A 22,164-nucleotide genomic window follows, 5' to 3' on the forward strand; every position below is an offset into this window, starting at 1 on the left:
CGCGCTGTTCGCCGTCGGACTACGGGCGCTCGCACCGCGCGCCGGCGAGCAGGCCGGCTCGGGGACCGCCGCCGAGACGACGGGTGACCTGCGCGGCAAGCTGGCCGCGGGGCTCTGCTTCGTCGGCGTGCTCGCCGCCATGGCCTGGGGCGTCTACAGCATCGTCCACAACAGCTGACCGGCTCGGCCGGCCGCGCTGCGCGAGCAGCCCGCCGAGGCCGACCAGGCACGCCAGGAGCGCCGACATCCCGGCGAATCCGAGGACTGCCACGGAGGCGGCGCAGGCGATCGCCGCGACAACGCGCAGCCGGCCGGTCAGCACCCGCGTCGCCGAGGCCATGGAGGCGACGTAGACGACCAGGAACAGGGACGTCGTCAGGGTGATCATCCGGGTCGCGTCGACGAGACCGAAGGCCTCGGCGGTCAGCTCGACGCCGCCGGCCAGGGCGATCCAGGCGAAGAAGCCGCGGGTGCCGGCGGCCGGTGCGTTATCAGGGGTCTGCTGCGACTGCGACTGCGACTGCGACCGCGGTGGCTGCTGCTCGCTGCGAAGGTGCGCCAACAACGCGGCCGCTCCGGTCATGTAGGCGTTCACCGCCGCCAGCGTCAGCAGCACCGCCGCGCCGGCGGCGACAGCCGGTCCCACAGACCCGATGGCGACCCGCAGCAGGTCCGCCGCCGGCACGGTTCCGGCGGCGCCGGCTCCCAGGACCGCGACCACCGCCGCGGCCAGCGCCAGGTACACGACCGTCGTGACGGCGAAGGCGATCGCGGTGATGCGGGGCAGGGAGCGCGCGGGGTCGGCGAGCCGCCGGGTCAGCGGGGCGGCCGCCTCCCAGCCGACGAAGGACAGCATGAGCACCGATGCCGCCGAGCCGATCGCCGTCCAGCCGTGCGGGGCGAAGGGCGTCCAGTGCGAGGCCCGCGAGTGCGGCAGCGAACCGGCGACGGCGACGACGACCACGGTGAGCAGCAGACCGACCAGGACCATCTGCACGGCGGTCCCGGCGCGGGCCCCCGCGGTGGTCAGGGCCGTGACCGCGGCCAGCAGCAGGGCGGCGGCCAGGCAGGTGGCGCCGCGTCCGCCGCCGGTCAGCGCGGTGACGTAGCCGGCGCCGATCAGGCAGACCACCGGAGCGCCGAGCACCACGGCGATCAGGAAGCACCAGCCCACGGCGCGTCCGGCACGGCGGCCCAGGCCCGCGGCGGTGTAGGCGATGACGCCGCCGCCGTCGGGGAAGCGGGTGCCCAGGGCGGTGAAGACGAGGGCGAACAGACCCGAGACCGCGAGCAGGCCGGCCCAGGCCAGGACCGAGGCCGGGCCGGCGATCTTGGCGGCCAGGCCCGGGAGCATCAGCAGGCCGGGGCCGAACAGGGCGCCGACGTAGAGGGCGACGCCGCGGGGGACCGACAGGGGGCGGGCGGCGGCTGACTCAGTGGTGCCGCCAGTGCCGCCAGTGCCGCCGGCAGCGGCGTGCGGCCTCTTCGCCCTGGTCACCTCGAGAATCGTCATGCTTAGAGCGTGCCAGGAAAGGCGCGGCACGCGATGGCAAAGTTTGCCGGTGATGGCGGCCGTGGTGCAATCTTCTGTCAGGAAACCAGGACCGAGGAGAATTCCATGCCGGAAGTCATTCTGGACTCGACTGATCGAGCCATCCTGGCCCGTCTGCAGCGCGACGGCCGCATCGCCAACGTGGATCTGGCCGAGCAGATCTCCTTGTCGCCGTCCTCGTGCCTGCGCCGCACCAAGGCTCTGGAGACGCAGGGCGTCATCGCCGGCTACCGGGCCGAGCTGGACCGGGAGGCCCTCGGCCTGGGCCTGACGGTCTTCATCGAACTCAAGGCCGCCCGCCACTCCCGCGAGGTCTCCCGCCAGGTGGAGGCCGCACTCACCGCGATCCCGGCGGTCGTCGCCTGCCACCTGGTCTCCGGCGACGCCGACTTCCTCGTCGAGGCGGTCGTCCCGAGCCTGGCGGTCTATGAGGAGGTGCTCCTGGACCACATCCTGGCCATCGAGGGCGTGAACTCGGTGCGCAGCACCTTCGCGCTGCGCACCGTCCTGAGCCGAGGCCCGCTGCCGCTGGGCAGTCGCAGACCATAGCGGCCCGCGCGCAGAACCCTTCCAATACTGTTCGCCGCAAATGCCCGGCCCATTAACAGGGTTCTGTCATCATGACGGCCATGACCGATCCGGCTGCACAGGATTGCTGTGGCCTCACCCGTCGCGACCTCGTCCGGCTCGCCGCCGCCGGGGCCGGGGCGGGTCTGGTCCTCCCGGGCCTGGTGCCCGCTCCGGCCGCCGCCGCGGCCGCTCAGGGACTGTTCCCGCAGGACCTGGAAATGGTGACGGTCACCGACACCGGCTTCGTGCTGACCTGGTACACCGTCGCCGCGCCGACGCCGGCGATCCCGTACCAGCCCGGCCAGGAGCCGGCGCCGGTGGCCTGCGACGGCCTCGTGCGCTACGGCACGCACCCGGACCGCCTGGACCGGGTCGCGGTGCAGCGGCACGGGGACACCGCCTACCACCAGGTGGAAGTCGACGGCCTGCGGCCCGGGACGACGTACTACTACCAGGCCCTGTCCGGCGGGGTGCCGGCCACGGCGCGGATGCTGCCGCAGCTGACGTTCCCGGCCGGCGGCATCGTCATCCCGCCCGACCCCACCAACAGCCAGCTGCTGGCGATCCTGGCGCAGCTGCTGTCCTCCGGGATCGTGCTGTCCGCCGCCCCGGGGCAGGTCACGACCCTGGTTCCGCCGCGCGGCCGGCAATTGTTCTCGCTGGCGCTGGCCAACGACCTGCACGTCGGGGAGACCGTGAGCGGTTTGGCCACGGCGAGCTTCCCGCCCGGGTTCAGCCAGGCGCCGGGGCTGCCGCCGTATCCGGAGGTGATGGCCGAGTCGATGATCGCCGACGCCGGCCGGCGCGGCGCCGACGTGCTGCTCGTGGCTGGCGACCTCAGCTCCGCCGCGCTGCCGGCCGAGCTGGCCGGCTCCAAGCAGCTGCTGGACCGGTTCGGGCGCCTGACCCTGGACGGCCGGCTGGACGCGGGCCGCCGCTACGTCGTGGCCCGCGGCAACCACGACCAACCGAAGACCGGCGCCGGATATCAGAGCTGCCCGACGGTCGGCGACACCGGATACAACGACTGCGTCCCGACCGTCTACGACCTGCCCCAGGGCCGCCTCACCAGCACGCACCTGGCCGGCCTGCGGATCATCGGCCTGGACACCACGACCCTGAACACCCCCGGCGGCGCGCTCGACGACGCGCAGTTCGCGCGGCTGGCCGACCTCCTGGCCGACGACCCGCACCGCCCCACGCTGGTGTTCGGCCACCACCCGGTGACCGACGCCTCGGCGCTGTCCACGATCGCCGGCCCGTCCTTCGACCTGGACCGCTCCGACGCGGCCCGGCTGGAGGCGCTCTACGCCAGGACTCCGGGGGTGTTCCTGCACCACGCCGGACACACGCACCGCAACCTGCGCACCACCTCGCCGGCGGCGCCCGGCGTCGACTTCCTGGAAGTCGCCGCGACCAAGGAGTACCCGGGGGGATTCGCACTGCTGAAGGTGTACGAGGGCGGATACATGACGAACTTCTACAAGTCCTCCAGTGCCCTGGCCCGGCAATGGAGCCAGACCACCAGCGGCGAGTACCTGGGCCTGTACCCGGCCTACACGCTCGGCTCGGCCACCGACCGGAACCATGTCGCGCACCGCGACTTCACCGACGGGAGAGGCCCGATCGCGTAGGGCGCGCGGCACGGGGGAACCGCAACCCCACAGCGCTCGAACCCGGGCCCCTCCCGCCTTCCCAGTGGACTCCGCCGACAGCCCGAACTCCAGGGCCGAACGGCCCCCATGTGCCGGGGCGGCCGGGACCTTCGCCCCTGGCCGCGCGGCGGCGGCGCGGCCAGGCTGGGTAACGGGCGAATCGTGCGTTTCGCGCCGGGACGGAGGACGTCATGACCGCTCCCGCTCCCACTCCCACTCCCACTCCCGCTCCCACTCCCACTCTCGCTCTTGCCCCTGTGGTTGTCGGCCTGGACGAGACGGACCACAGTCCCCACGCGCTGGAGTTCGCGGGGCGCGAGGCCGCGCTGCGGTGCGCACCGCTATGGCTCGCGCACACCTACCACCGGGCCCCGCCGGCTGCCGTCGACACGGCGGGTGCGGAGATACCGGTCCAGACAGTGCTCGACCAGGAGATCGAGCCGCTGGCCGAGGCCGTGACACAGATGCGCGCCGACCACCCGGACACCCCGATCCGCACCTACGCGCTTCCCGGCTCACCCGCACCGGCACTCGTGGCCCTGGCCCAAGGCGCGTCGCTGCTGGTGCTCGGCCATGACCGGGGCGGCCTCGCCGGGATGCTGCTCGGCTCGGTCGCGCTGCGGACCATGGCCCACGCGCCCTGCCCGGTGGCCGTCGCACGGGGCGCCCGGCGTGGGATGAACCGGGTGCTGGCCGGCGTCGACATCAGCGATGCCGCCGGCGGCCGGGCCCAGTTGGGCTTCGCCTTCGACGAGGCGGTCAGGCGCGCCGCGGACCTGCTGGTCCTGCCCGCGTGGGAGGACCAAAGCGCCTTCCATCCCGATCCCACCGCTGACTACACCCTTGAGCACCTCGCGGCGCTCGCCGACGACTACCGCGAGCGTCTGGACGCGGTGCTGGAGCCGTGGCGGCGCGCGCATCCCGAGGTCGCCGTCGAGGTCCTGGTGGAGGACGGCTCGGTCGCCCGGAGCCTGGTCGAGGCCAGCGGCTACGCCGACCTGCTGGTCGTGGGCGCGCATCCCTACCCGGGCGGTGAGGGGATGCGACTGGGCGGGCTGGCCTACGCGCTGCTGCAACACGCGCGCTGCCCGGTCGTCATGGTGCCCGAGCCCGTGAGCCCATGGTCGCCGCCGATCACGGCCGGCACCACGGCCGAAAGACCCGGCCGCCGATGACGAACGGCCCTCGCCGAACGCCGCCGCCGGGCGGTTGACTGGACCTGGTCCATCAACCCCGGGAGGCGATCATGAACACCTCCGCCGACGCCCGGTCGCAGCGTGAGGAGCCGCCGCGGGCCACGCAGCACGGCACGGTCCGGACCATTCCCGTAGGCCATGGAAAGGTCCAGATCCGCAAGTCGTCTAGCCGCAAGCTGCGGGATCTGCCGGAGCTGGATCTGCGAACGCCCTCGGGGCGGATGCTGCCCTTCTGAATGATCGCCCAGGGCGCCTCCACGATGTGGCCACGGATGGCAGTTCGTTGCTTGTGGCACGCTTCTCGCCGTGACCGCGACCGTGGACGAGTGTGTCGAGACCGCCCGGGAGTATCTCCCCGTCGAGGTGGTCGAGCAGTGGGTGGAGCAATGGAAAGGGTTGCTGCGCCGCGGCTATCGGCTGCGTCCGCTCGGGCCGGGCGAGGAAACGGCCGTCGTGTGCCGGCTCGGCGGCAACCCGCGAATGCCGGAAGACCAGCCGTGGCCGCAGTGGCCGGGCCACGGCCCGCTGACGTTCATCGCCGCCCTCGACTGCGCCGCCTTGCCGCCCGGTGAGACCGATCTGGTCCTGCCGGATGCCGGCACGCTGCTGTTCTTCTTCTTCGACGGCCAGCTCGACGACGGCTACGAAGTGGTCACCGCCGCCGACGAGTCCTCGCAGTCCGGCGCCCGGCTGATCTATGTGCCCCAGGGCGTCCCCGTCGTGGAACGCACGGCGCCCGTGGTCGAGGGCGTGAACCAGATCCGACCCCGCACCGAGCAGGCGCTGACCGCGGATCAAGTCATCACCGCACCGGCGTATGACGCATCGGGCGGCTATCCCGATGATGCGAGCTTCTTCACCGACCTCGCGCTCGATCTGGGCGGCCCCGGCCCGCACCACCTGCTCGGCGGATGGGCCCTGCCGATCCAGGACGCGGTGGAGCTCGAAGTCGCGCGGTACGACCACGCGCAGGCCCGCGAGTGGCTGCTCCTGGCGCAGATCGATACCGACGAGCGTGCCGGGATGGTGTGGGGCGACGGCGGCGCCCGCTACTGGTTGATCAGGCGGCAGGACCTGATCGATCGGCGATTCGACCGCGCCCGGTTCACGTCGCAGAGCTGATCACGCTTTCTCGCGTGACGTAAGAGTGTGAAAACGTCAACGCCCAGACATCACGCGCTTTACCATCTCTTGGTTTCCCGCCGCGGGCTCATCGGCCACTCTCCTCTATAAGCCTGCTGCGATGGACCCCCACCCATCGCGACATCCTCCCTCATCCCTTGCCCACGCATGCTTTCACCGCGGTCCGCCCGGAGCCGGGCGGTCCGCCGACCCCACGTGAAAGGACCCTCATGGCAATATCCGGATCCCGCGCCGGCCTGGCCTGGCTGGCCGCGGGTGCCTCGGTGCTGCTCGCCACGGCCCTGGCCGGCCCGGCCCAGGCCGCCACCGGTTCGTCGTCCCCGGCGAACTTCCCGCACTACAACCACGCTCGGCACTCCGACCAGATCTGGGGCGGGTACGCCGACACCGGTGCCCGGTACACCTCGATCAGCGGGTCGTGGACGGTGCCGTCGCTGAACTGCTCCTCGACGCCCAACAGCTCGGTCTCGCCGTGGATCGGCATCGACGGCTGGAGTTCGGACACGGTCGAGCAGATCGGGTTCGACCAGGACTGCGAGAACGGCGTGGCCGGCTACTACCCGTGGGTGGAGATGTACCCCGCGGACTCCATCTACTTCACCGAGACCATCAACGCCGGCGACCACATCACCGCCTCGGTGTCGGTCAGCGGCACGTCCTGGACCCTGACCGAGAAGGACACCACGCGCGGCTGGTCGAAGACCTACCACGAGTCCGGGAACGACGACCTGTCCTCGGCCGAGGCGATCGTGGAGGACCTGGGCGACGGCATCCAGCCGGTGGCCAACTTCGGCTCGATCACCTTCACCGGCCTCACCGCCAACGGCCAGCCGCTGGCCAGTGCCGGCACGCCCAACTCGACCAACGTCGAGCGCGGCAACACGCTGCTGACGAAGAACTCCTCGCTGTCCGGCGGAACGTTCAAGCTCAGCTGGGCCCACTCCTGATCCGCTGACCGACACCCCCACCAGGCCGACACCCCTCCGGCCGCCCCGCCCGGGCCGCCGCCGCCATGCCATCACGGCGGCGGCCCGGGCCACTCCCACCGGATCCCGAACACGCACGGATCCAGATCCACCCCCATCGCGCACACCCGGTCGCCCTCGTCGAGCGTCAGCACCCGCTCGGTCCTGGCGCTCTCGTCCTCCCGCGGCGCCGTGAACTGCACACAGCGCACTGGCAGCGCCGGCCTGGTGAACTCGACGTCGATCACGTACTCGCGCACCGGCAGCCGCAGCCGCCGGCTGGTGTCGCGATCGCGCGGGAACGGCGGCGTGAACTCCACGACGTACTCCATGAGCAGCAGCTCGCCACGCTGCAACGGATGCGGCAATGCAGCTCGGCGATGGTCAGCCCGGCCTCGGGCCTGGACCGGACGGCCCCGAGCGTGCAGCCGCGCAGCGGACGGATCACCGACGCGGGCCCGTCGTCGGCGTGGTCGATCACGATCGAGGACCGCACATCGTTGGTGGCGGCCCGCACCAGAGCCCGGCAGTAGAGCTCGCGCAGCCGTCCGTCCGGGCCGACCTCGAGCCGCTCGTACTGCGACAGCCGGATCAACAGATCGTCGGAGCTCGTGTCGAACTCGCTCAGCAGCCCGGCGATCGGATCCCAGTCCCGGTACACCTCCGCCAGATCAGGCGCCCCGGTGTACACACTGCGCCCCCGAGCCCTGCGCGGACCGACCAAAGCCGCCAACGAGCCCGCCGGCACCCCGAGGATCTGCTCCAGCCGCCCCAGCGCGGCCAACGACGCCGCCCGCTCCGGCTGACGCCGCCCCGACTGCCAGCTGCTGAGCGTGGCCAGACTGATCGGCGTCCCCTGCCCCCGCAGCCGATACTGGATCCGGTCCAAGCTCAGCCCGCTGCCGGCGATCGCGGCCCGCAGCGCGGCCGGGAACGGGCCGGAGGCCAGCAGCCGCGCCAGTTCGGCGGGCGCTTCCGGTATGTCAGACACGCGAGGTCTTTCCGTCCTGCCGGGCATGCGAAACCCGCCGGGGCTATCATCCAGGGCTATCATCAAAGAGTTCTGAGTTATGCGAACCTCCCAGAGGGACAGCACCGATGACCAGATCTCGACGCACCCGCGCCGCCCTCGCCACGGCATTCCTCGCGGCCGCGATCGGCGGCGGCGTCGTCAGCCCGGCGATCGCGAACGCGGCTTCGGCACCGCACGCAAGCCGGGTCACCGCGATCGTCAGCCCGCAGGGCATCGAGGGTACCGGCAAGAGCGGAACCGTCGTCCCCGACGGCATCCAGGGCACGGGTAAATAAGGACGCTGTCAGGACTGGTCTCGGCGCCGCAGCAGCCAGACCGCGATCCACAGGGGCAGAGCGCTCACGAGTCCGAGAGAAACGATCGGTACCCACCATCCGTCCGCCGTCCGGACGTCATAGACCTGCGAGAAGTCCGAGCTGTCGTGGGCGACCGTCAGAACGGTACCGACCTTCGGCTTCCCGTCCACGTCTTCTGTCCAGATCCGACTCGTGCGGCCGTCGCCGCCGGGCCGCCCGGGTTCGGCGACGTCGAGCAGATACCGGTTCCCATCGACCTGCACGACCACCGCCTGGCTCCGAACCCCGTGCGCCGCGTCATGCTCGAGCCAGGATCCGAGGGCGCCGGCGGCCGCCAGCCCCAGGGCCACCAGAAGAAAGAACCCTCCGGACACCCGCCTGGCCCACCGCAGCGGTGTCCGCTCGGGGACGGTGAAGTCGTCCACGGGTTGCTCCGCTTCCATCTGCATGCTGCGAGGATAGGGTGTACCGCCATGGCCACGTTGAGTGAGGACGAAGTCCAGGTTGTGGTGCAACTCGTCGAGCGTTGCCTGACGCACGAAAGGACGACCTGGGCCCAGGTGATGCGCCATGCCCGCCTGCTCACGCCGGGCACCGTCGTGCGCAGCCGGACCACGCGGCCCGCGATGTCGCGGACTTACGCGTATCAGCATGCGCTCGCGTCCGGCCTGCTGTACGCCGAGGGCGTCGCCCACCACCGCGGCTTCGCCCACGAGCGGATGGGGTGGTGCGTCGACGCCGACACCGGCGTCGTCGTGGAGCCCACGTTCCTTGAGCCCGGGGCCGCGTACTTCGGCGTCGTGTTGCGGCCGGAGTTCATGCTGCGCGCCGTCGAGGCGCATCGCTACGACGACGGCGAGGATGGCTTCCGCGGTGTCTACCACATGTTCTGCATGGAACCCGATCCGGCCGTGGACATGGTGCACGATCTGGGCCGCGACATCCCGGCCTCGGTGCGGGACTGGGCCCTGAGCGCGGACCTCCAGCCGCGACCCGGCTCCGCCGGACTGCCGGCCTGGCTCTGGGAGGAGTTGCGGCGACAGGACAGCGAAAAGACGGCGACAGGACAGCGGCGGGACGACGGCGGACAAAGCTCAGAACCCTGATATAGGCTGATTCGCGAATGCTCCGTCCGCGGCGTTCGCGCCCGGGCGGGCGGGGCGCGCCGGGTCGCCCGCGCACCGGAGAGGGTCCTGCCATGCTCCCCACGGCCGTCTGCCCGAGAATCCTCGTCGTCGGCGCCGGACTGGCGGGTACCGCCACGGCGATCCGGCTGCTGTGCTTCGCCCGCGGACCGCTGGAGGTCGTCCTGCTCGAGCGGCGGGCCGACTACCGCTACGCCGGCGTCGCCTACCACCGCGACGGCAATCCGTGGGACCACGTGTTCAACATCCAGGCGGGCCGGATGTCCGCGTTCCGGGAGGACGTGCTCGACTTCGTCGTCTGGGCGAACGCCGAGGCCGACCGGAGCGGGTGGCCGGCGCCGTGGGACGACTACGAGTTCGCCGAGCACAGTCCCGCGCCGCGCCGGATCTTCCAGGACTACCTGGCCGAGCGGCTGGCGCAGGCCGTGCGCGAGGCGCGGCCGGGGGTCGTGCTGGTGGAGGCCGACGGCGAAGCCCTCGATCTGGACGTGCGGGCCGACGGGGTCGAGGTGGTCGTGAGCGGTTTTGCCGTGCGCGGACAGCACTCCGGTGGCGGGACCGAGATCCTGCCGGCCGACGAGGTGATCCTCGCGACCGGCCTGGAGCTGCGCGAGCCGGCCTTCGCCGCCGGCGTGCTCGGCCACCCCTCCTTCGTGCGCGATCCGTACTCCGCAGCGGGCGTCGCCACGCTCGAGGCCCTCGCGCCGGAGGCGACAGTGGCGATCGTCGGATCCGTGCTGAGCGCCTATGACTCGGCCGCCCTGCTGCTTCGCCGGGGCCACACCGGGACCATCCACCTGATCTCCGGCAGCGGGACCGTCTTCCGTGCCTACCCCGACGACCACGAGCACGACGTGATCCACCTGCCGTGCCCGCGCACGCTGCTGGAGCCGTACCGCGGCCGGCAGGAGTTCCTCGCGCGCCTGCGGGCCGAGTGGGACGCGGCCTGCGCCGTGGTCGCCCGGGACCACCCGGGGATCGACGCCGCCGTGGTCGCCGAGCGGGTGGCCAAGGCGTGGGAGCCGTACTGCCCCGAGGCGATCGCGCAGATCCCCACCGCCGAACTGCGCGGCATGCTCGACGAGTACGGCACGGCGGTCTCCGCGCTGCGCGTGTGCGCCGTGAAGTACACGATGTCCGTCATCGAACACGCGATGCGGCCCCCGGACGGCCGGTTGCGGCTGGTCGTCGGCCGGGTCAAGGCGATCACGCCGACCGCCTCGGGACGTCTGGCCGCCACGGTCACCTCGGCGCGATCGCAGACCTCGCACATCATCGAAGCCGACCTGGTGGTGTCCAACTTCGCCAGGGAACCGGACTACGACCGCGTCCGGCAGCCGCTGTGGCGGAACCTGCTGGCCAAGGGCCTCGCGGTCCCGCACCGGCGCACCGGCCGCGGCGTGGAGGTGGACCGGCACGGCACGCTGCTCGGCGGCGACGGCGAGCCGATCGGCCCGGTCCTGACCGTCGGCGTGCCGCGCGAGGGGGACGAGATCGTGCGCAACGGCCGCACCGGCGCGTTCGCCTTCAACCTGGCCGCCATCAAGAACCAGTCGATCGCGGTGGCCGCGCACGCGCTGGCGCTGCTGGATTTCGACAACCCGGCAGAATCGGGCAATATCCGACAAGCGGAACGGCCCGGATTCGAGGAGGCTGTAGTACTGGAGGTGAATCGGTTGGCGACACGGGCACGCGGCGAGCGGGAACTGCTCGACGCACGGCTGGACGCCAGCATCCGCTCCCTCGGCGGCCCGCACGCCGCCGCGGCGGACGCCTCCCGGCATGAGCGCCTGGTCAGGGCGGCGGTGAACCGGGCCGCCGTGGAACGGCTCACCGACGTCTCCGTGACCCCCCGGCAGCTGCGCCGACGGCTGGGCCTGGCAGGCATCGAACATCCGGAGGGCTGAATGAGTGGGCGGCGTATCCAGGGATCGCTCCTGTCCGGCGGCGGGCAGAACGTCGTACAAGGGCTCTGCAACCGCACGGACAGACCGGTCGAGGGATCCATCCTCGTCGCCCCGAGACTGGAGGCAGGCCTCTACGACGCGATCGTCTCCGCACGCGCGGTCGTGTGCAGCTCGGGAGGCCGCACCGGCCACATGCAGTCCATCTGCCGCGGCCGCGGAATCCCCGTGCTCAGGATCGACGACGCGGACCTCTCCCGGCTCGACGGCGAGGTCACGCTGCACCTGCAGAGCGAATCGATAGTGATCGGGAGCGGGACGGGCACCCGGATACCCGTGGCGCGTGCCGAGCGCGCGTTGCTGGACGAGCTCGGTTCGGTCTGCGCGGTCATCGCCGACCTCCAGGACATCGAGACCGTGAACGACTGCGGGCCCGACGCCGAGCGAGTCGAGTCCTTCTTCATCCGCGAGGAGTTCCTGTGCCTGGCCGCGGGTCTGCGTCCGCTCGACGCCCTGCACGGCGGACCGTCCCAAGCCGCCGCCTACGGACAAGCCCTGGCCGGCCGCCTGTGCGACTTCGCCGCCGCCCTGCTGCCCGGCCAGCGGATCGTGTTGCGGCTGCTCGACCTGCGCTCCGACCACGCGGCCCACGTGACCACCGCCCCGGTCGCGGCCGAGCCGAACCCTGAGATGGGCCTGCACGGCGCGCGCTGGCTCCTCGGCTCGAACGCCTACCGTGACGCGCTGCACGCCGCACTCCGTGTTCTGCGCGAGCGTCTCGGCGACGCCGCGGACCGGGTGCACCTGTCCGTCCCGTTCCTCACCGACGAGCACGAATACCGCCAGCTCCGAAGCCACCTCCGGATCCCGGCGGAGGTGCCGGTGGCCGCGTTCATCGAGACGCCGGCGGCGGTCCACGCGGCCCGCGCGATCTGCGCCGCGGGCGCCAGCGAGCTGTTCGTCGGGACGAAGGACCTGGTGCAGTTCTACCTGGCCGCCGACCGGAACAACCACCTGGTGGCCGAGTCCTACCAGACCCGGCACCCGGCGGTCCTGGCCGGCGTGCGCGCCGTCGTGGCCGCGGCCCGCGCCACCGGAACCCCGGTGCGGGTGTTCTCCCTGTACGCGGACCTCGCCCACTACCTGCGGCAGCTGCCGCCCCCGGACGGCTACATGATGTGCACCGCCGAGCTCCAGCAGGCTTTCGCCGCAGCCTGACAAGACCTAGCAATCCGAACCGGCCCCCGGCACCGAATCCCCCGCGTACAGCATTCGGCCCAGCGCGACGGAGCGGGAGATCTCGCGATGACCACCAAGTCCACCATCCCTGCGGGACACCGGCCCTTACCAGGGACACAAGCGCCGGGCGAAGGTATCGCCGCCGAGTTGGCGCGCGTTGTCGGCGACATTTGTGGGATCCCGCTGCCGGTGCGGCTGCGGGCCTGGGACGACAGCCTGGCCGGACCCCGCACTGCCCCTGGCGCGCAAGGCCCGACGGCAGCCCGGGTCCCGGGTCGATCTGGCCGATATCCACTGCACGCTGGCCCACGTCCACGGGATCCTCGGCGATCGTGCGGCGGCGAACGAGTCTGTTGAGCGTGCCCGTGCTCTGGCCCCGCGCTACGTCCGCCCCGACCACGTGGCCCGGCGGCTGGACAGCACGAGCTCGCAGCGTAGTGTCCTGCGAAGATGAGGGTGAGCACTTCAGGGGGAGGACGCCGGTGTTCGCGCTGTTGGTCTCGATCTACGTGCCTGTTCTGGCCGTGTTGTGGGGCTTGGCCTTTCTCGCAATGCGCTGGCTTCGCACCGGCCGTCCCGCTCCGCGCTGGACACGGCGCCGGATCCGCGGCCGCGCCGACGCCTACGGCCTGGCCGCGAACGCGGGCGTGTGCGCCGCGATGTTCTTCATCATGCCGGGCTCACCGTGGATGAACTGGTTCAAGAGCACCGGTATGGCGCGTAATCCGGTCATCTTCTTCGGGCCGCTGGTGCTGTTCCCGTCCGTTCTGCTCGCGCTGGCCGCTGTCTTCGACCGGGCCGGTCGGCGCCGGACCGGAACGACTCCGGATTGAGGTCCTCCGCACGGCAACCATTCAGGCGGGTCGCGTCGTTGTCCGTCCGTGGAGCCATGGGAGACTGTTCATCGCATCGAGGCCGACGGCTGCGGCATTCACGTGACCGTGCAGCGCGGCGCGGTGCGGCAGGATGGAAGCGAGCGGCGCGCGCTGATCTGCCTGCACGGCGGCCCGGGGGTGGAGGGCTCGGGTCAGCGCCTGATCTTCTCGGAGCTGACCGACGTCGTCGACGTGGTCGTCCCGGACCAGCGCGGACACGGCCTGAGCGACCTGAGCACCCCGGACCTGTGGAACCTGGACAGGTGGGCCGACGACGTCGCCGCCGTCATCGACGAGCTGGGCCTGGTCCGTCCCGTGGTGTTCGGCATCTCCTTCGGCGGCTGGGTGGCCCTCCACCACGCCTTCCGGCATCCGCGGCAGGCCGCGGGCCTCATCATCTCCTCGACGACGCCCCGGCTGCCCACGATCGAGCAGGTGGCGCGCCGCATGGGCGCGCTGGGCGGAGAGGCCGCGGAGCAGGCATGGCTGAGCGTCCACGCCGAGGCGAGCGAGCAGGCGGTGGCCCGGATGCAGGAGGCGTGCATGCCGCTGATGGCGCTGCGGCCGCCGAGTCCCGCGCTGGCCGCCGTGCGCGCGACGCAGCGGCTCACTCCGCAGGTCAACGAGCACTTCACCCCGCAGTTCCAGTTGCTGGACCTGACTGACGAACTGCGTACCGTCGTGGTTCCGACGCTGCTGATGGTCGGGGAGCACGATCCGCTGCTGACCGAGGAGGTGATCGCCGCCGCCGGCGAGGCGCTTCCGGACGGTGGGCGGCTGGTGGTCGTGCCGGATGCGGCTCACGATCTGTTCGCCGACGCCCCAGAGGCGTTGGTCGGTGAGGTGCGGCGGTTCCTCGACGAAGAGGCACCTCAGTAGAACGTATCTGCGCATTCCTTTTCCGATGCGGTCCAAATAGATCAACAAACGCCATTACCCCCATAACCCTGTGTCAAGGTGTTCTAGGCGGGCAACCAGAGCTCTAGCGGGCAATTGGAGCTCTAGGGTCAGGCCCCGGCCCCGACACCCGACGAAGGAACGGTGATGGTGTGAACACAGGCGAAGTCGTGGTCGTCGGCGCGGGTGTCGCCGGGTTGGTGTGCGCCGCGGATCTGGTGGCGCGGGGCTTCGGGGTCACCGTCCTGGAGGCCTCCGACCAGCCCGGCGGACGCATGCGCTCCGATCGCAAGGACGGCTTCGTCCTCGACCGCGGGTTCCAGGTCCTCAATCCCGCCTACCCGCAGGTCGGCAAGCGGGTGGTGCTGGATTCGCTGGACTTGCACCCCTTCTACCCGGGCATGCTGCTGCACGGCACGAAGCGCCGCGTGCGCATCGCCAATCCGACGGCGGACCGGGGCATCGTCAAGGACCTGTGGCACGCCGGCCTTCCCGGATCGGTCCGCGACATGGCCGCGCTGTCGGCGATGAGCGTGAAGGACGGCGCGCTGCCGGTGCAGCGGCTGAAGGACCAGCGCGACGAATCCGCCTACGCCAGCCTGCGCGGTGCCGGACTGTCGCCGGACTTCATCGATCGGGTGCTCAGGCCCTTCTTCGCAGGGGTCTTCCTCGAACCGGACCTGGCGACCTCCAGCCGCATGCTGCACCTGGTGTGGCGCAGCATGCTGCGCGGGCGTCCCTCGCTGCCGGCGAAGGGGATCGGCGCGGTGCCCGCGCAACTCGCCGAGCAGCTGCCGCCGGAGTGCCTGCGGCTGGAGAGCCCGGTCTCGGCGGTGAGCGGCGACGGCGTGGTCCTGGCCGACGGCCGCGAGCACGGCGCGGCGGCGGTGGTCGTGGCGACCGGCGCGCGCCAGGCCGCGAAGCTGGCCGAGACCGGCCCGACGCCGGAGATGCGGACGGTCACCACCTACTACCACGTCGCCGAGCGGACGCCGCTGAGGGAGCCGGCGATCATCGTCGACGAGCGGATGCGGATCCTGAACACGGTCGTGCTCAGCGACGTCTGCCCGGACTACAGCCCCGATGGCCGGGCCCTGATCGCGACCTCGGTCCTGGGCTCGCCCGCCGACCACGCGCAGCTGTCGCTGCCCGACGTGCTCGGCGAGATCTACCGCGTCGACGCCCGCGCCTGGGAGGCGCTCGCGACGTACCACGTGCCCGACGCACTGCCGGCGATGCTGCCGCCGTGGCCGCTGAGCAGGACGACCCGGGCGGGTCAGGGGCGGTACGTGTGCGGCGATCATCGGGCCACGGGGTCGGTGCAGGGGGCGATGGCGTCGGGGGCTCGGGCGGCTCGTGAGGTGGCGGCGGATCTGCGGGGTCGTTAGGGCGGGGTTGCGCTACAGCTAGCTACAGCCGGAGTCCGTAGCCGCAACGGGAGCCGCAGCCGGAGTCCGTCCTACGACCGGTGTCGGGTGCTGCTGTCCCAGGGGAGATCAGCCGAGGCCGCGTTCTCACTCGGCGTGACGCGCCGCCTGGGCCGCGGGTCGAGTTCCGGTCCTGATCCCCGCGCCTGCTCCCGGCCCTGTCCCTGCCGCGGTCCCTGCCCCTCCCCGGATACCGATTCCGATACCGCCGATTCCGCGTGCTCGCGTGCGATCCGGGCGATGTTGCGTGCCATGCCCCGGTAGATCACCGAGTGGAAGGGCCGCATCGACCACCAGTACAGGTGCCCGAACAAGCCCCGGGGCAGGAACACGGCGCGTTGCGTATAGCGCGTACGGCCGTCGTCGGCGGGGACCACCAGCACCTCCAGCCAGCCGAGCCCCGGCATCTTCATCTCGGCGCGCAGCCGCAGCAGCCGGCCCCGGTCGATGGCCTCGACCCGCCAGAAGTCCAGCGTGTCGCCGAGCCGCAGGGTCCTGGGATCGCGGCGTCCCCGGCCCAGCCCGACGCCGCCGCTGAGCCGGTCGAGCCAGCCGCGCGCGGCCCAGGCCAGCGGGAAGGAGTACCAGCCGGTCTCCCCGCCGATGCCCTCCACCGCGCGCCACACCTCCTCCGGCGGCGCCGACAGAAAGAAGGACCGGGCATCCTCGTACACGGTGCCGCCGGTCCAGCCCGGGTCCGTCGGCAGCGGCTCGCTCGGGGCGCCGGGCAGCGAGGCCGAGGCCCAGCGGGTGGCCACGTCGGAGTTCCGGATCCGGGTCCGGGCCAGGCGCACCGCCTCGTCGAAGTCGATCAGCCCCTGCGGCGGATCGGGCACCAGCGCCGTGATCCCGCGGTCCCGGCACACCACCTCGTGCCGCAGCGACTCCACCAGCGGCCGCGCGATCGAGGCCGGCACCGGCGTCACCGCGCCGACCCACAGGCTCGACAGGCGCGTGGTCAGCAAAGGCACCGGCACGATCAGCCGGCGCGGCAACCCCGCCACCCGCGCGTACCGCTGCATCATCTCCCGATAGGTCAGCACCTCCGGCCCGCCGATGTCGAACACCCCGCCGGCGCCGACCGCCTCGTCCGACGCGTTCCCGACCCCCACGAGGTACCGCAGCACATCGCGCACCGCGATCGGCTGCACCCGAACCCGCACCCACCGCGGCGTGACCATCACCGGCAGCCGCTCGGTGAGGTAGCGCACCATCTCGAACGAGGCCGACCCCGACCCGATGATCACGGCCGCCCGCAGCTCCACCGTCGGCACGCCGCTTTCCCGCAGAATCTCCCCGACCCGCATCCGCGACCGCAGATGCTGCGACAACTCCCCGACCGGCACATCATCGGGCACCAGGCCGCCGAGATACACGATCCGCGAAACCCCGGCCCTGCGCGCCGCCGCACTGAAAGCACGCGCCGAATCGGCCTCGATCTCCTCAAACCCGGCCCCGGTGTCCAGCGAGTGGATCAGGTAGTAAGCGACCGTGACACCCTCGAACGCCTTGTCGAGATCCCCGGGCCGCATGACATCCGCGCGAACAGCCTCCACCGACGGGAACCAAGGATGGTCGCGCAGCCGCCCCGGATCACGCGCCATGCACCGCACAGCGAACCCGGCCCGCAGCAGCTCGGGAACCAGGCGCCCGCCGATGTAGCCGGTGGCGCCGGAGACCAGTGCGAGATCCGCCATGTCTTCATGATCGATCCAGGGCGGGGGCGGCGCCAGGCAGCAGGACGATCTTGCCGAGCGGATGCTCCTGCTCCAGCTGCGCGAAGGCCTGCCTGACCTCTGCCAACGGATACGTTCCGCTGATCGGGACCTCGATCCGGCCGGTCGCGGCCAACTCCGCCAATTCGGTGAGCACGGCCTGCGAGGTGCCCTGGGCGTTGCCGTCGGAGCGGGTGCCGAGCGCTGCGGCGGCGGCGTAATCCAGGGTATTGATCCGCGTGGGCGGGACGCCGAGCGTGAGCGCCGCGCGCGGGTAGTCGCCGCCGTGGAAGTCGAGGAAGGCCTGAACTCGGCTGCCGTCGGTCTCGACCGCCTGGCGCAGGCGTTCGGCGACGTCGCTGCCGCTGCCGTAGTCGACGAGTGTCGCGCCCTGGGATTCCAGCCAGTCCCGGTGCCGAGGGGAGGCGACGGCGAACACATTCGCCCTGCGCAGCCGCAGCAGCTGGACGGCCAGGCTCCCGACCCCGCCGGTGGCGCCGGCGACCACGACCGTCTCACCGGCCTGCGGGTCGACGGCCGCGACGGCGGCCCACGCGGTGGTGCCCGCGACGTAGAGCGCGCCAGCGCTGGTCCAGGGCAGCGCGTCGGGCTTGCGGACCAGCTGGTCGGCCGGGACGGTGACGTACTCGGCGTGGCTGGAGCGTTCCTCGGACCAGCCCAGGACCGGGTCGCCGACCGTCCATTCGGTGACCGCCGGTCCCGCCTCGGCGACCGTGCCGGCCAGATCGCTGCCCTGGCCGGAGGGGAACGTGGCGGGGAACCGCTCGTGCAGGGCGCCGCTGCGGATCTTGGCCTCGCCGGGGTTGATCCCGGCGGCGTGGACCTGGACGAGGACGTCGTGCGGGCCGAGCGGGCGCGGTTCGGCGTCTTCGAGATCGAGGACGTCGATGTCTCCGTAGTGGTGGAAACGCACGGCTTTCATCAGGCAATGCCTCCGTTCGCGTAGAGCACCTGGCCGTTGATCCAGCGGCCGCCGTCCCCGGCCAGGAAGGCGACGGACTCGGCGATGTCGTCGGGCGTGCCGAGGCGCTCCAGCGGCGCGGCCGAGGCGATGCGCGCGATCAGCTCCTCGCTCTTTCCGATCCGGCATCCCAGCGGGTGCCCGCTCCAGGCGGTCCGGGCGAGGTGCCCCGCGTCTGTACCTGTCATCTGTCTCGGCATCCACCATCCGCCACGTGCATCTATTTGACATCCTCGGCGACGAACTGCTGGTCCGCACCCCGCAGGGCTACCGGCTCACGCCGCGCGCCGAGCGGGTGCAGCGCCGACTTCGCGCGGTCCTGCCGCGCCTGGAAAGCATGTTCGCCCCGGAGGAGTTCGACCCGGCCGAGGCCGCCGAGTCCTTCCGCATCGCGGGCACCGACTACTCCCGGGTCCTGGCCGCCGGCGAGGAGATCACGCTTCAGGACTACCTGGACGCCGCACGCGTCATCGTCGACACCACCGGCGAGTGCCAGACCGCCATCGAGCGCCGCCTGGAAGACCTCGGCGCGCGCCGCCAGGCCGGCCTGACGGTGCCCTGCCACTCCCTGGCGGCGCTCTCCGTCCTGGGAACGCGCCTGATCCTCATGCCTTCATCGGTCTTGGCCAAGGTGGCGACCCTGCCGCCGGCACTCACACGAAGCAGATAGTCCCGATATGCCGCAGGAAAAACGACTCCCAGTTCCTGCTCCGCCTCTGACACTTCTTCCTCGGTCAAAGGCGGAGGTATCGCAACGCTCTTCATGGCCGGAGCATATCCAGACGACCCGAGTCCCCCTCACACATGCCGACTCCGCACCATGGCCTGAATGATCCGCAGCGCATGGTCGTTCCCCCGCCACACCAGCGAGCCGCTGCCTGAGGCCTCGAAGTCGCCGCCGAAGCCGGTCAGGACGGTCAGGGCTTCGCCGTTGGTGATGGACAGGCTGAATTCGTGGGCTATGGAGATGTCGGTTCGGGTGTCGGCGACGGTGTCGACGAGTTGCTGTTCGGGGCGGCTCAGGGGGATGGATCTGGAGGAGACGCCGACGATGTCGGAGTAGTGGTACTCGCGCATCTCGTCCAGGACCAGGTCGCCGGTGGCGAAGTTCACCACGCAGCGGTAGGTGCTGATCAGTTTGTCGGTGAGCATCAGGATCAGGACCGTGTAGTGGTCGGCGCGCAGGTTGCCGTCGGCGCCCCAGCGGACGGCGGTGCGGGGGGCGTGGTGCTCGGCGGCGCGGGCCACGCCGACGACGGCCAGGGCTGGGACCATCAGGTCGCCGCCGTCGGGGTGCAGGCGGGTGTTGATGCGCAGTTTGCGGGCCGCCTTGCGCTTGATGTACTCGACGTCGCCTTCCAGCCACTCGTCCATCTGCTTGTCGCCCGGCTTGGGTTCGGCCAGGGCGTAGGCGGCCTTGTAGGTCTTGAACGCCTGGTACTGCGTGAAGCCCCAGCGGCCCAGGCCCCCGCCGGCGATCAGGCCCAGCAGGATGTAGCCGCCGCCGGCCGCGAAGCAGACGATCACCGCCAGCGCCGCCGCGATGAAGATGGCCTGGTGGACCTCGTTGACGCGCGGGGGAGTGCGGATGAAGTACTTGCGGACCGCCGTCGGCCGCTTCGGGTCGATGTTGTCCCGCAGGTCCGCGGCGTCCTCCTGCGACGCGGCGAAGCCGAACTGCCGCGCCATCTGGTTGAGCTGCTTCCATGTCGCCCCCTCGGCCTGCGCCAGGTGCTCCATCAGGAAGCCGAGGTCGTCACGATCGAGGAAACGCAGGTTCAGCCTCAGTTCCTCGGGCTGCGGATCCTGCGCGGGCATCCCCTGCGCGATGTACCAGTCGTCCTTCACCACCGCCCACACGGCGTCGGCCTGCGCGGCGACCGGCTTGCCGGCGCCGAGCTTGCGGGCCTGGTCCAGGTGCGAGTCGATGCGCCGGATGACCTCCGGCGGGTGGTAGCTCGGCGCCGAGCCGTTCAGCAGGGCCAGGGCGGTGTAGACGTGGGCCCGGGCCGTCTTGTCCTGCACGTCTTCGGGCTGGATGTCCGTGTTCTGACTCTCGGCCATCGCGCTGGAGACGTCGGCGGCGGTGCTCAGGAAGTCCTCGAAACGCTGCACCGCCTTGGGATAGAGGTGGTTCTTGAACGCCTCCAACCCGTTGCGATAGTCGTCGGCCATCTTCTGCTGTTGCTGCAGATAGATGTTCTGGGTCCCGCTCTCGGAGGCGAAGATGTTCTCGCCGACGTTGAACTGCCGGTGTGTCTCCTGCTGCTCGCTCACGATGGTTCCTTTCCGCCGAAGTAGAAGTTCTGGACGCCGCCCTGCGAGGCGTGGACATTGGTGCCGATGTTGGTCTGGGAGAAGGTGGCGCCGGTGGCGATCCCGGGCTCGGGCTTGGGCGAGGGATCTGGATCTGGATCTGGATCTGGATTGGACTGCTTGTGCGTGGGGTCGGGCTCGGGCTCGGGCTCGGGACCGGGATCAGAGTCGCGCGCGGGATCTTCTCTGGCGCCGAACCCGGCCCCGGTGCCAAAGGAACCTCGAGCACCGGCGCCGCGTATCGACCGCCCGGCGGGAAACACCAGCGCTGACCCCTCCAGCAGCCGATCGTCGCCGCGCAGCATCAGCTCGTAGAGCTCCGTCAGAGCCCTGTGACTCTCCGTCGCGATCGTCGTGTCCAGATGCCGGCGCACCCGGTGATACACGTTCTGCGCGTCGTCCTTGCGCCCCGCGCGGTAGAACGCGTGCATCCCCAGCCACGCCAGCCACTCATCGCCCGGCCGCTCCCGAAGCCGCGCCTCCAGCCGCGGGATGGCCGTGCCCAGATCCCCGAGCCTGATCGCGGCCTCGTTGAACGCGATCTCGGCGGCGTGCCGCTCCTCCTGCAACAGGTACCGGTACCCGTCGATCCACTGCCCGTCCAGGCCGGCCAGCGGCTCGCCGCGGAACAGCCCCAGCGCCGCCTCCAACAGCCCGGCCCGTTCGGCGTCCCCGAGCTCCGGCGAGCGCGCGGCGCGCGCCAGCAGCGCGTGGAACCGCTGGAGGTCGACCGTGGCCTCGGCCGTTCCGAGCCGGTAGCCGCCGCTCTCGCTGGGCAGCACGCTCCGCAGCCCAGCGTTCTCCAGCCGCCGCCGCAGCCGCCGGGCGATGTGATGGAAGTTCTCCACCGCGTCCTCCGGCTCGGGCGGATCCCAGATCGCCCTGATCAGCGCCGAGCGCCCGACCGGGTTCGGGTGCTCGGACAGCACCGCGGCCAGCAGGCGCTTCTCCTGGGCCGGGCCGATCGGGACGGGGCTGCCGCCGATCCGGATCTCCGGGACGCCGAGGAACAGGAACTCGGCGTGCGGTTCGGCCGGGATGCGGGTTATCTCACCCACGGGTTCTCCTTCGTCGTGAACGGTTTTCGCGGCCTACGAGCCTGCGGCCCGCGGCGTCCCGCATCGGCCCGCCACGGACCCGGTCGCCGGCCCGTGGGACGACCGGCGGACGGCCCGTGGGACGTCCGGTGGCGCGGCCGAATCTGGATCCCGAGCGGCGGCGAAGGGTCCGCCCCAGTCCCGGGAGGACGTGGCA

At 71.4% G+C, this 22,164-nt stretch carries 22 protein-coding genes and 2 pseudogenes; 14 read left to right on the forward strand and 10 right to left on the reverse strand.

The window, feature by feature from the left end:
• Positions 1-19: 19 nt before the first annotated feature.
• Positions 20-1,513 (reverse strand): APC family permease, encoded by a 1,494-nt coding sequence (locus ABIA35_RS10940; RefSeq protein ID WP_370357745.1) that lies wholly within the window; start codon positions 1,511-1,513, stop codon positions 20-22.
• A 105-nt stretch (positions 1,514-1,618) separates the two neighbouring features.
• Here ABIA35_RS10940 and ABIA35_RS10945 point away from each other — a divergent pair, with 105 nt between their 5' ends.
• From ABIA35_RS10945 to ABIA35_RS10970, 6 genes are all read left to right on the forward strand, one after another.
• Positions 1,619-2,101 carry an Lrp/AsnC family transcriptional regulator gene (locus tag ABIA35_RS10945; protein ID WP_370334239.1) on the forward strand — a complete coding sequence of 161 codons (483 nt, stop codon included), beginning with the start codon at positions 1,619-1,621 and terminating at the stop codon, positions 2,099-2,101.
• Positions 2,102-2,181: 80 nt separating this feature from the next.
• A complete protein-coding gene (locus ABIA35_RS10950) occupies positions 2,182-3,756 on the forward strand; it encodes a metallophosphoesterase (RefSeq protein ID WP_370357746.1) in 1,575 nt (524 codons plus the stop codon).
• A 212-nt stretch (positions 3,757-3,968) separates the two neighbouring features.
• Positions 3,969-4,952, forward strand: coding sequence for a universal stress protein (locus ABIA35_RS10955; RefSeq protein ID WP_370357747.1), 984 nt, complete (start codon positions 3,969-3,971; stop codon positions 4,950-4,952).
• Positions 4,953-5,023: 71 nt separating this feature from the next.
• Positions 5,024-5,209, forward strand: a complete 186-nt coding sequence (locus ABIA35_RS10960) for a hypothetical protein (protein WP_370357748.1) — start codon at positions 5,024-5,026, stop codon at positions 5,207-5,209.
• Between the two features lie 70 nt (positions 5,210-5,279).
• Positions 5,280-6,095 carry a YwqG family protein gene (locus ABIA35_RS10965; protein ID WP_370357749.1) on the forward strand — a complete coding sequence of 272 codons (816 nt, stop codon included), beginning with the start codon at positions 5,280-5,282 and terminating at the stop codon, positions 6,093-6,095.
• A 230-nt stretch (positions 6,096-6,325) separates the two neighbouring features.
• Complete coding sequence (locus tag ABIA35_RS10970; protein ID WP_370334244.1) at positions 6,326-7,063, forward strand: G1 family glutamic endopeptidase; 738 nt, start codon at positions 6,326-6,328, stop codon at positions 7,061-7,063.
• Between the two features lie 71 nt (positions 7,064-7,134).
• Here ABIA35_RS10970 and ABIA35_RS10975 read toward each other — a convergent pair whose 3' ends face one another.
• Together ABIA35_RS10975 and ABIA35_RS10980 are read right to left on the reverse strand one after the other, a co-directional pair.
• Positions 7,135-7,401, reverse strand: coding sequence for a hypothetical protein (locus ABIA35_RS10975; RefSeq protein WP_370357750.1), 267 nt, complete (start codon positions 7,399-7,401; stop codon positions 7,135-7,137).
• Positions 7,326-8,072, reverse strand: coding sequence for a hypothetical protein (locus tag ABIA35_RS10980; protein WP_370357751.1), 747 nt, complete (start codon positions 8,070-8,072; stop codon positions 7,326-7,328). Before ABIA35_RS10980 ends, ABIA35_RS10975 begins: the two co-directional genes overlap by 76 nt.
• Before the next feature lie 107 nt (positions 8,073-8,179).
• Here ABIA35_RS10980 and ABIA35_RS10985 point away from each other — a divergent pair, with 107 nt between their 5' ends.
• Complete coding sequence (locus ABIA35_RS10985) at positions 8,180-8,389, forward strand: hypothetical protein (protein ID WP_370357752.1); 210 nt, start codon at positions 8,180-8,182, stop codon at positions 8,387-8,389.
• Positions 8,390-8,397: 8 nt separating this feature from the next.
• On the opposite strand, the gene ABIA35_RS10990 is transcribed toward ABIA35_RS10985, so the two are convergent.
• The gene (locus ABIA35_RS10990) at positions 8,398-8,859 is read right to left on the reverse strand and encodes a hypothetical protein (RefSeq protein WP_370357753.1); all 462 of its coding nucleotides are present in this window, start codon (positions 8,857-8,859) and stop codon (positions 8,398-8,400) included.
• A 24-nt stretch (positions 8,860-8,883) separates the two neighbouring features.
• Here ABIA35_RS10990 and ABIA35_RS10995 point away from each other — a divergent pair, with 24 nt between their 5' ends.
• The 6 genes from ABIA35_RS10995 to ABIA35_RS11020 all read left to right on the forward strand — a co-directional run bounded on the left by ABIA35_RS10995 (position 8,884) and on the right by ABIA35_RS11020 (position 15,858).
• On the forward strand, positions 8,884-9,516 hold the full coding sequence (locus tag ABIA35_RS10995; RefSeq protein WP_370357754.1) for a hypothetical protein: 633 nt from the start codon (positions 8,884-8,886) through the stop codon (positions 9,514-9,516).
• Between the two features lie 92 nt (positions 9,517-9,608).
• Positions 9,609-11,462 carry an FAD/NAD(P)-binding protein gene (locus ABIA35_RS11000; protein WP_370357755.1) on the forward strand — a complete coding sequence of 618 codons (1,854 nt, stop codon included), beginning with the start codon at positions 9,609-9,611 and terminating at the stop codon, positions 11,460-11,462.
• Complete coding sequence (locus ABIA35_RS11005; RefSeq protein WP_370357756.1) at positions 11,463-12,677, forward strand: putative PEP-binding protein; 1,215 nt, start codon at positions 11,463-11,465, stop codon at positions 12,675-12,677.
• 503 nt (positions 12,678-13,180) lie between these two features.
• On the forward strand, positions 13,181-13,531 hold the full coding sequence (locus tag ABIA35_RS11010; RefSeq protein ID WP_370357757.1) for a hypothetical protein: 351 nt from the start codon (positions 13,181-13,183) through the stop codon (positions 13,529-13,531).
• 102 nt (positions 13,532-13,633) lie between these two features.
• On the forward strand, positions 13,634-14,452 hold the full coding sequence (locus ABIA35_RS11015) for an alpha/beta fold hydrolase (RefSeq protein WP_370334252.1): 819 nt from the start codon (positions 13,634-13,636) through the stop codon (positions 14,450-14,452).
• Positions 14,453-14,622: 170 nt separating this feature from the next.
• Positions 14,623-15,858: an NAD(P)/FAD-dependent oxidoreductase gene (locus ABIA35_RS11020; RefSeq protein ID WP_370357758.1), complete on the forward strand. Its 1,236-nt coding sequence runs from the start codon at positions 14,623-14,625 to the stop codon at positions 15,856-15,858.
• A 71-nt stretch (positions 15,859-15,929) separates the two neighbouring features.
• Here ABIA35_RS11020 and ABIA35_RS11025 read toward each other — a convergent pair whose 3' ends face one another.
• From ABIA35_RS11025 to ABIA35_RS11035, 3 genes and pseudogenes are all read right to left on the reverse strand, one after another.
• Entirely contained in the window at positions 15,930-17,594 is a 1,665-nt protein-coding gene (locus tag ABIA35_RS11025; RefSeq protein WP_370357759.1) for an SDR family oxidoreductase, read from the reverse strand.
• Positions 17,595-17,598: 4 nt separating this feature from the next.
• On the reverse strand, positions 17,599-18,555 hold the full coding sequence (locus ABIA35_RS11030; protein WP_370357760.1) for an NADP-dependent oxidoreductase: 957 nt from the start codon (positions 18,553-18,555) through the stop codon (positions 17,599-17,601).
• Positions 18,555-18,713 (reverse strand): annotated as a pseudogene (locus tag ABIA35_RS11035) (SDR family oxidoreductase); the annotation flags it as partial. The gene ABIA35_RS11030 and the pseudogene ABIA35_RS11035, both read right to left, overlap by 1 nt.
• Positions 18,714-18,808: 95 nt before the next feature.
• On the opposite strand from ABIA35_RS11035, the gene ABIA35_RS11040 reads away from it, so the two are divergent.
• Positions 18,809-19,264, forward strand: a complete 456-nt coding sequence (locus tag ABIA35_RS11040) for a hypothetical protein (RefSeq protein WP_370357978.1) — start codon at positions 18,809-18,811, stop codon at positions 19,262-19,264.
• A gap of 14 nt (positions 19,265-19,278) precedes the next feature.
• On the opposite strand, the pseudogene ABIA35_RS11045 reads toward ABIA35_RS11040, so the two are convergent.
• From ABIA35_RS11045 to ABIA35_RS11055, 3 genes and pseudogenes are all read right to left on the reverse strand, one after another.
• Positions 19,279-19,359: pseudogene (locus tag ABIA35_RS11045) on the reverse strand (hypothetical protein); the annotation flags it as partial.
• A 33-nt stretch (positions 19,360-19,392) separates the two neighbouring features.
• A complete protein-coding gene (locus ABIA35_RS11050; protein WP_370334257.1) occupies positions 19,393-20,871 on the reverse strand; it encodes a hypothetical protein in 1,479 nt (492 codons plus the stop codon).
• Positions 20,868-21,968, reverse strand: coding sequence for a BTAD domain-containing putative transcriptional regulator (locus ABIA35_RS11055; RefSeq protein WP_370357762.1), 1,101 nt, complete (start codon positions 21,966-21,968; stop codon positions 20,868-20,870). Before ABIA35_RS11055 ends, ABIA35_RS11050 begins: the two co-directional genes overlap by 4 nt.
• Between the last annotated feature and the right edge of the window lie 196 nt (positions 21,969-22,164).

The organism is Catenulispora sp. MAP12-49, from assembly GCF_041262705.1.
GTDB lineage: Bacteria > Actinomycetota > Actinomycetes > Streptomycetales > Catenulisporaceae > Catenulispora.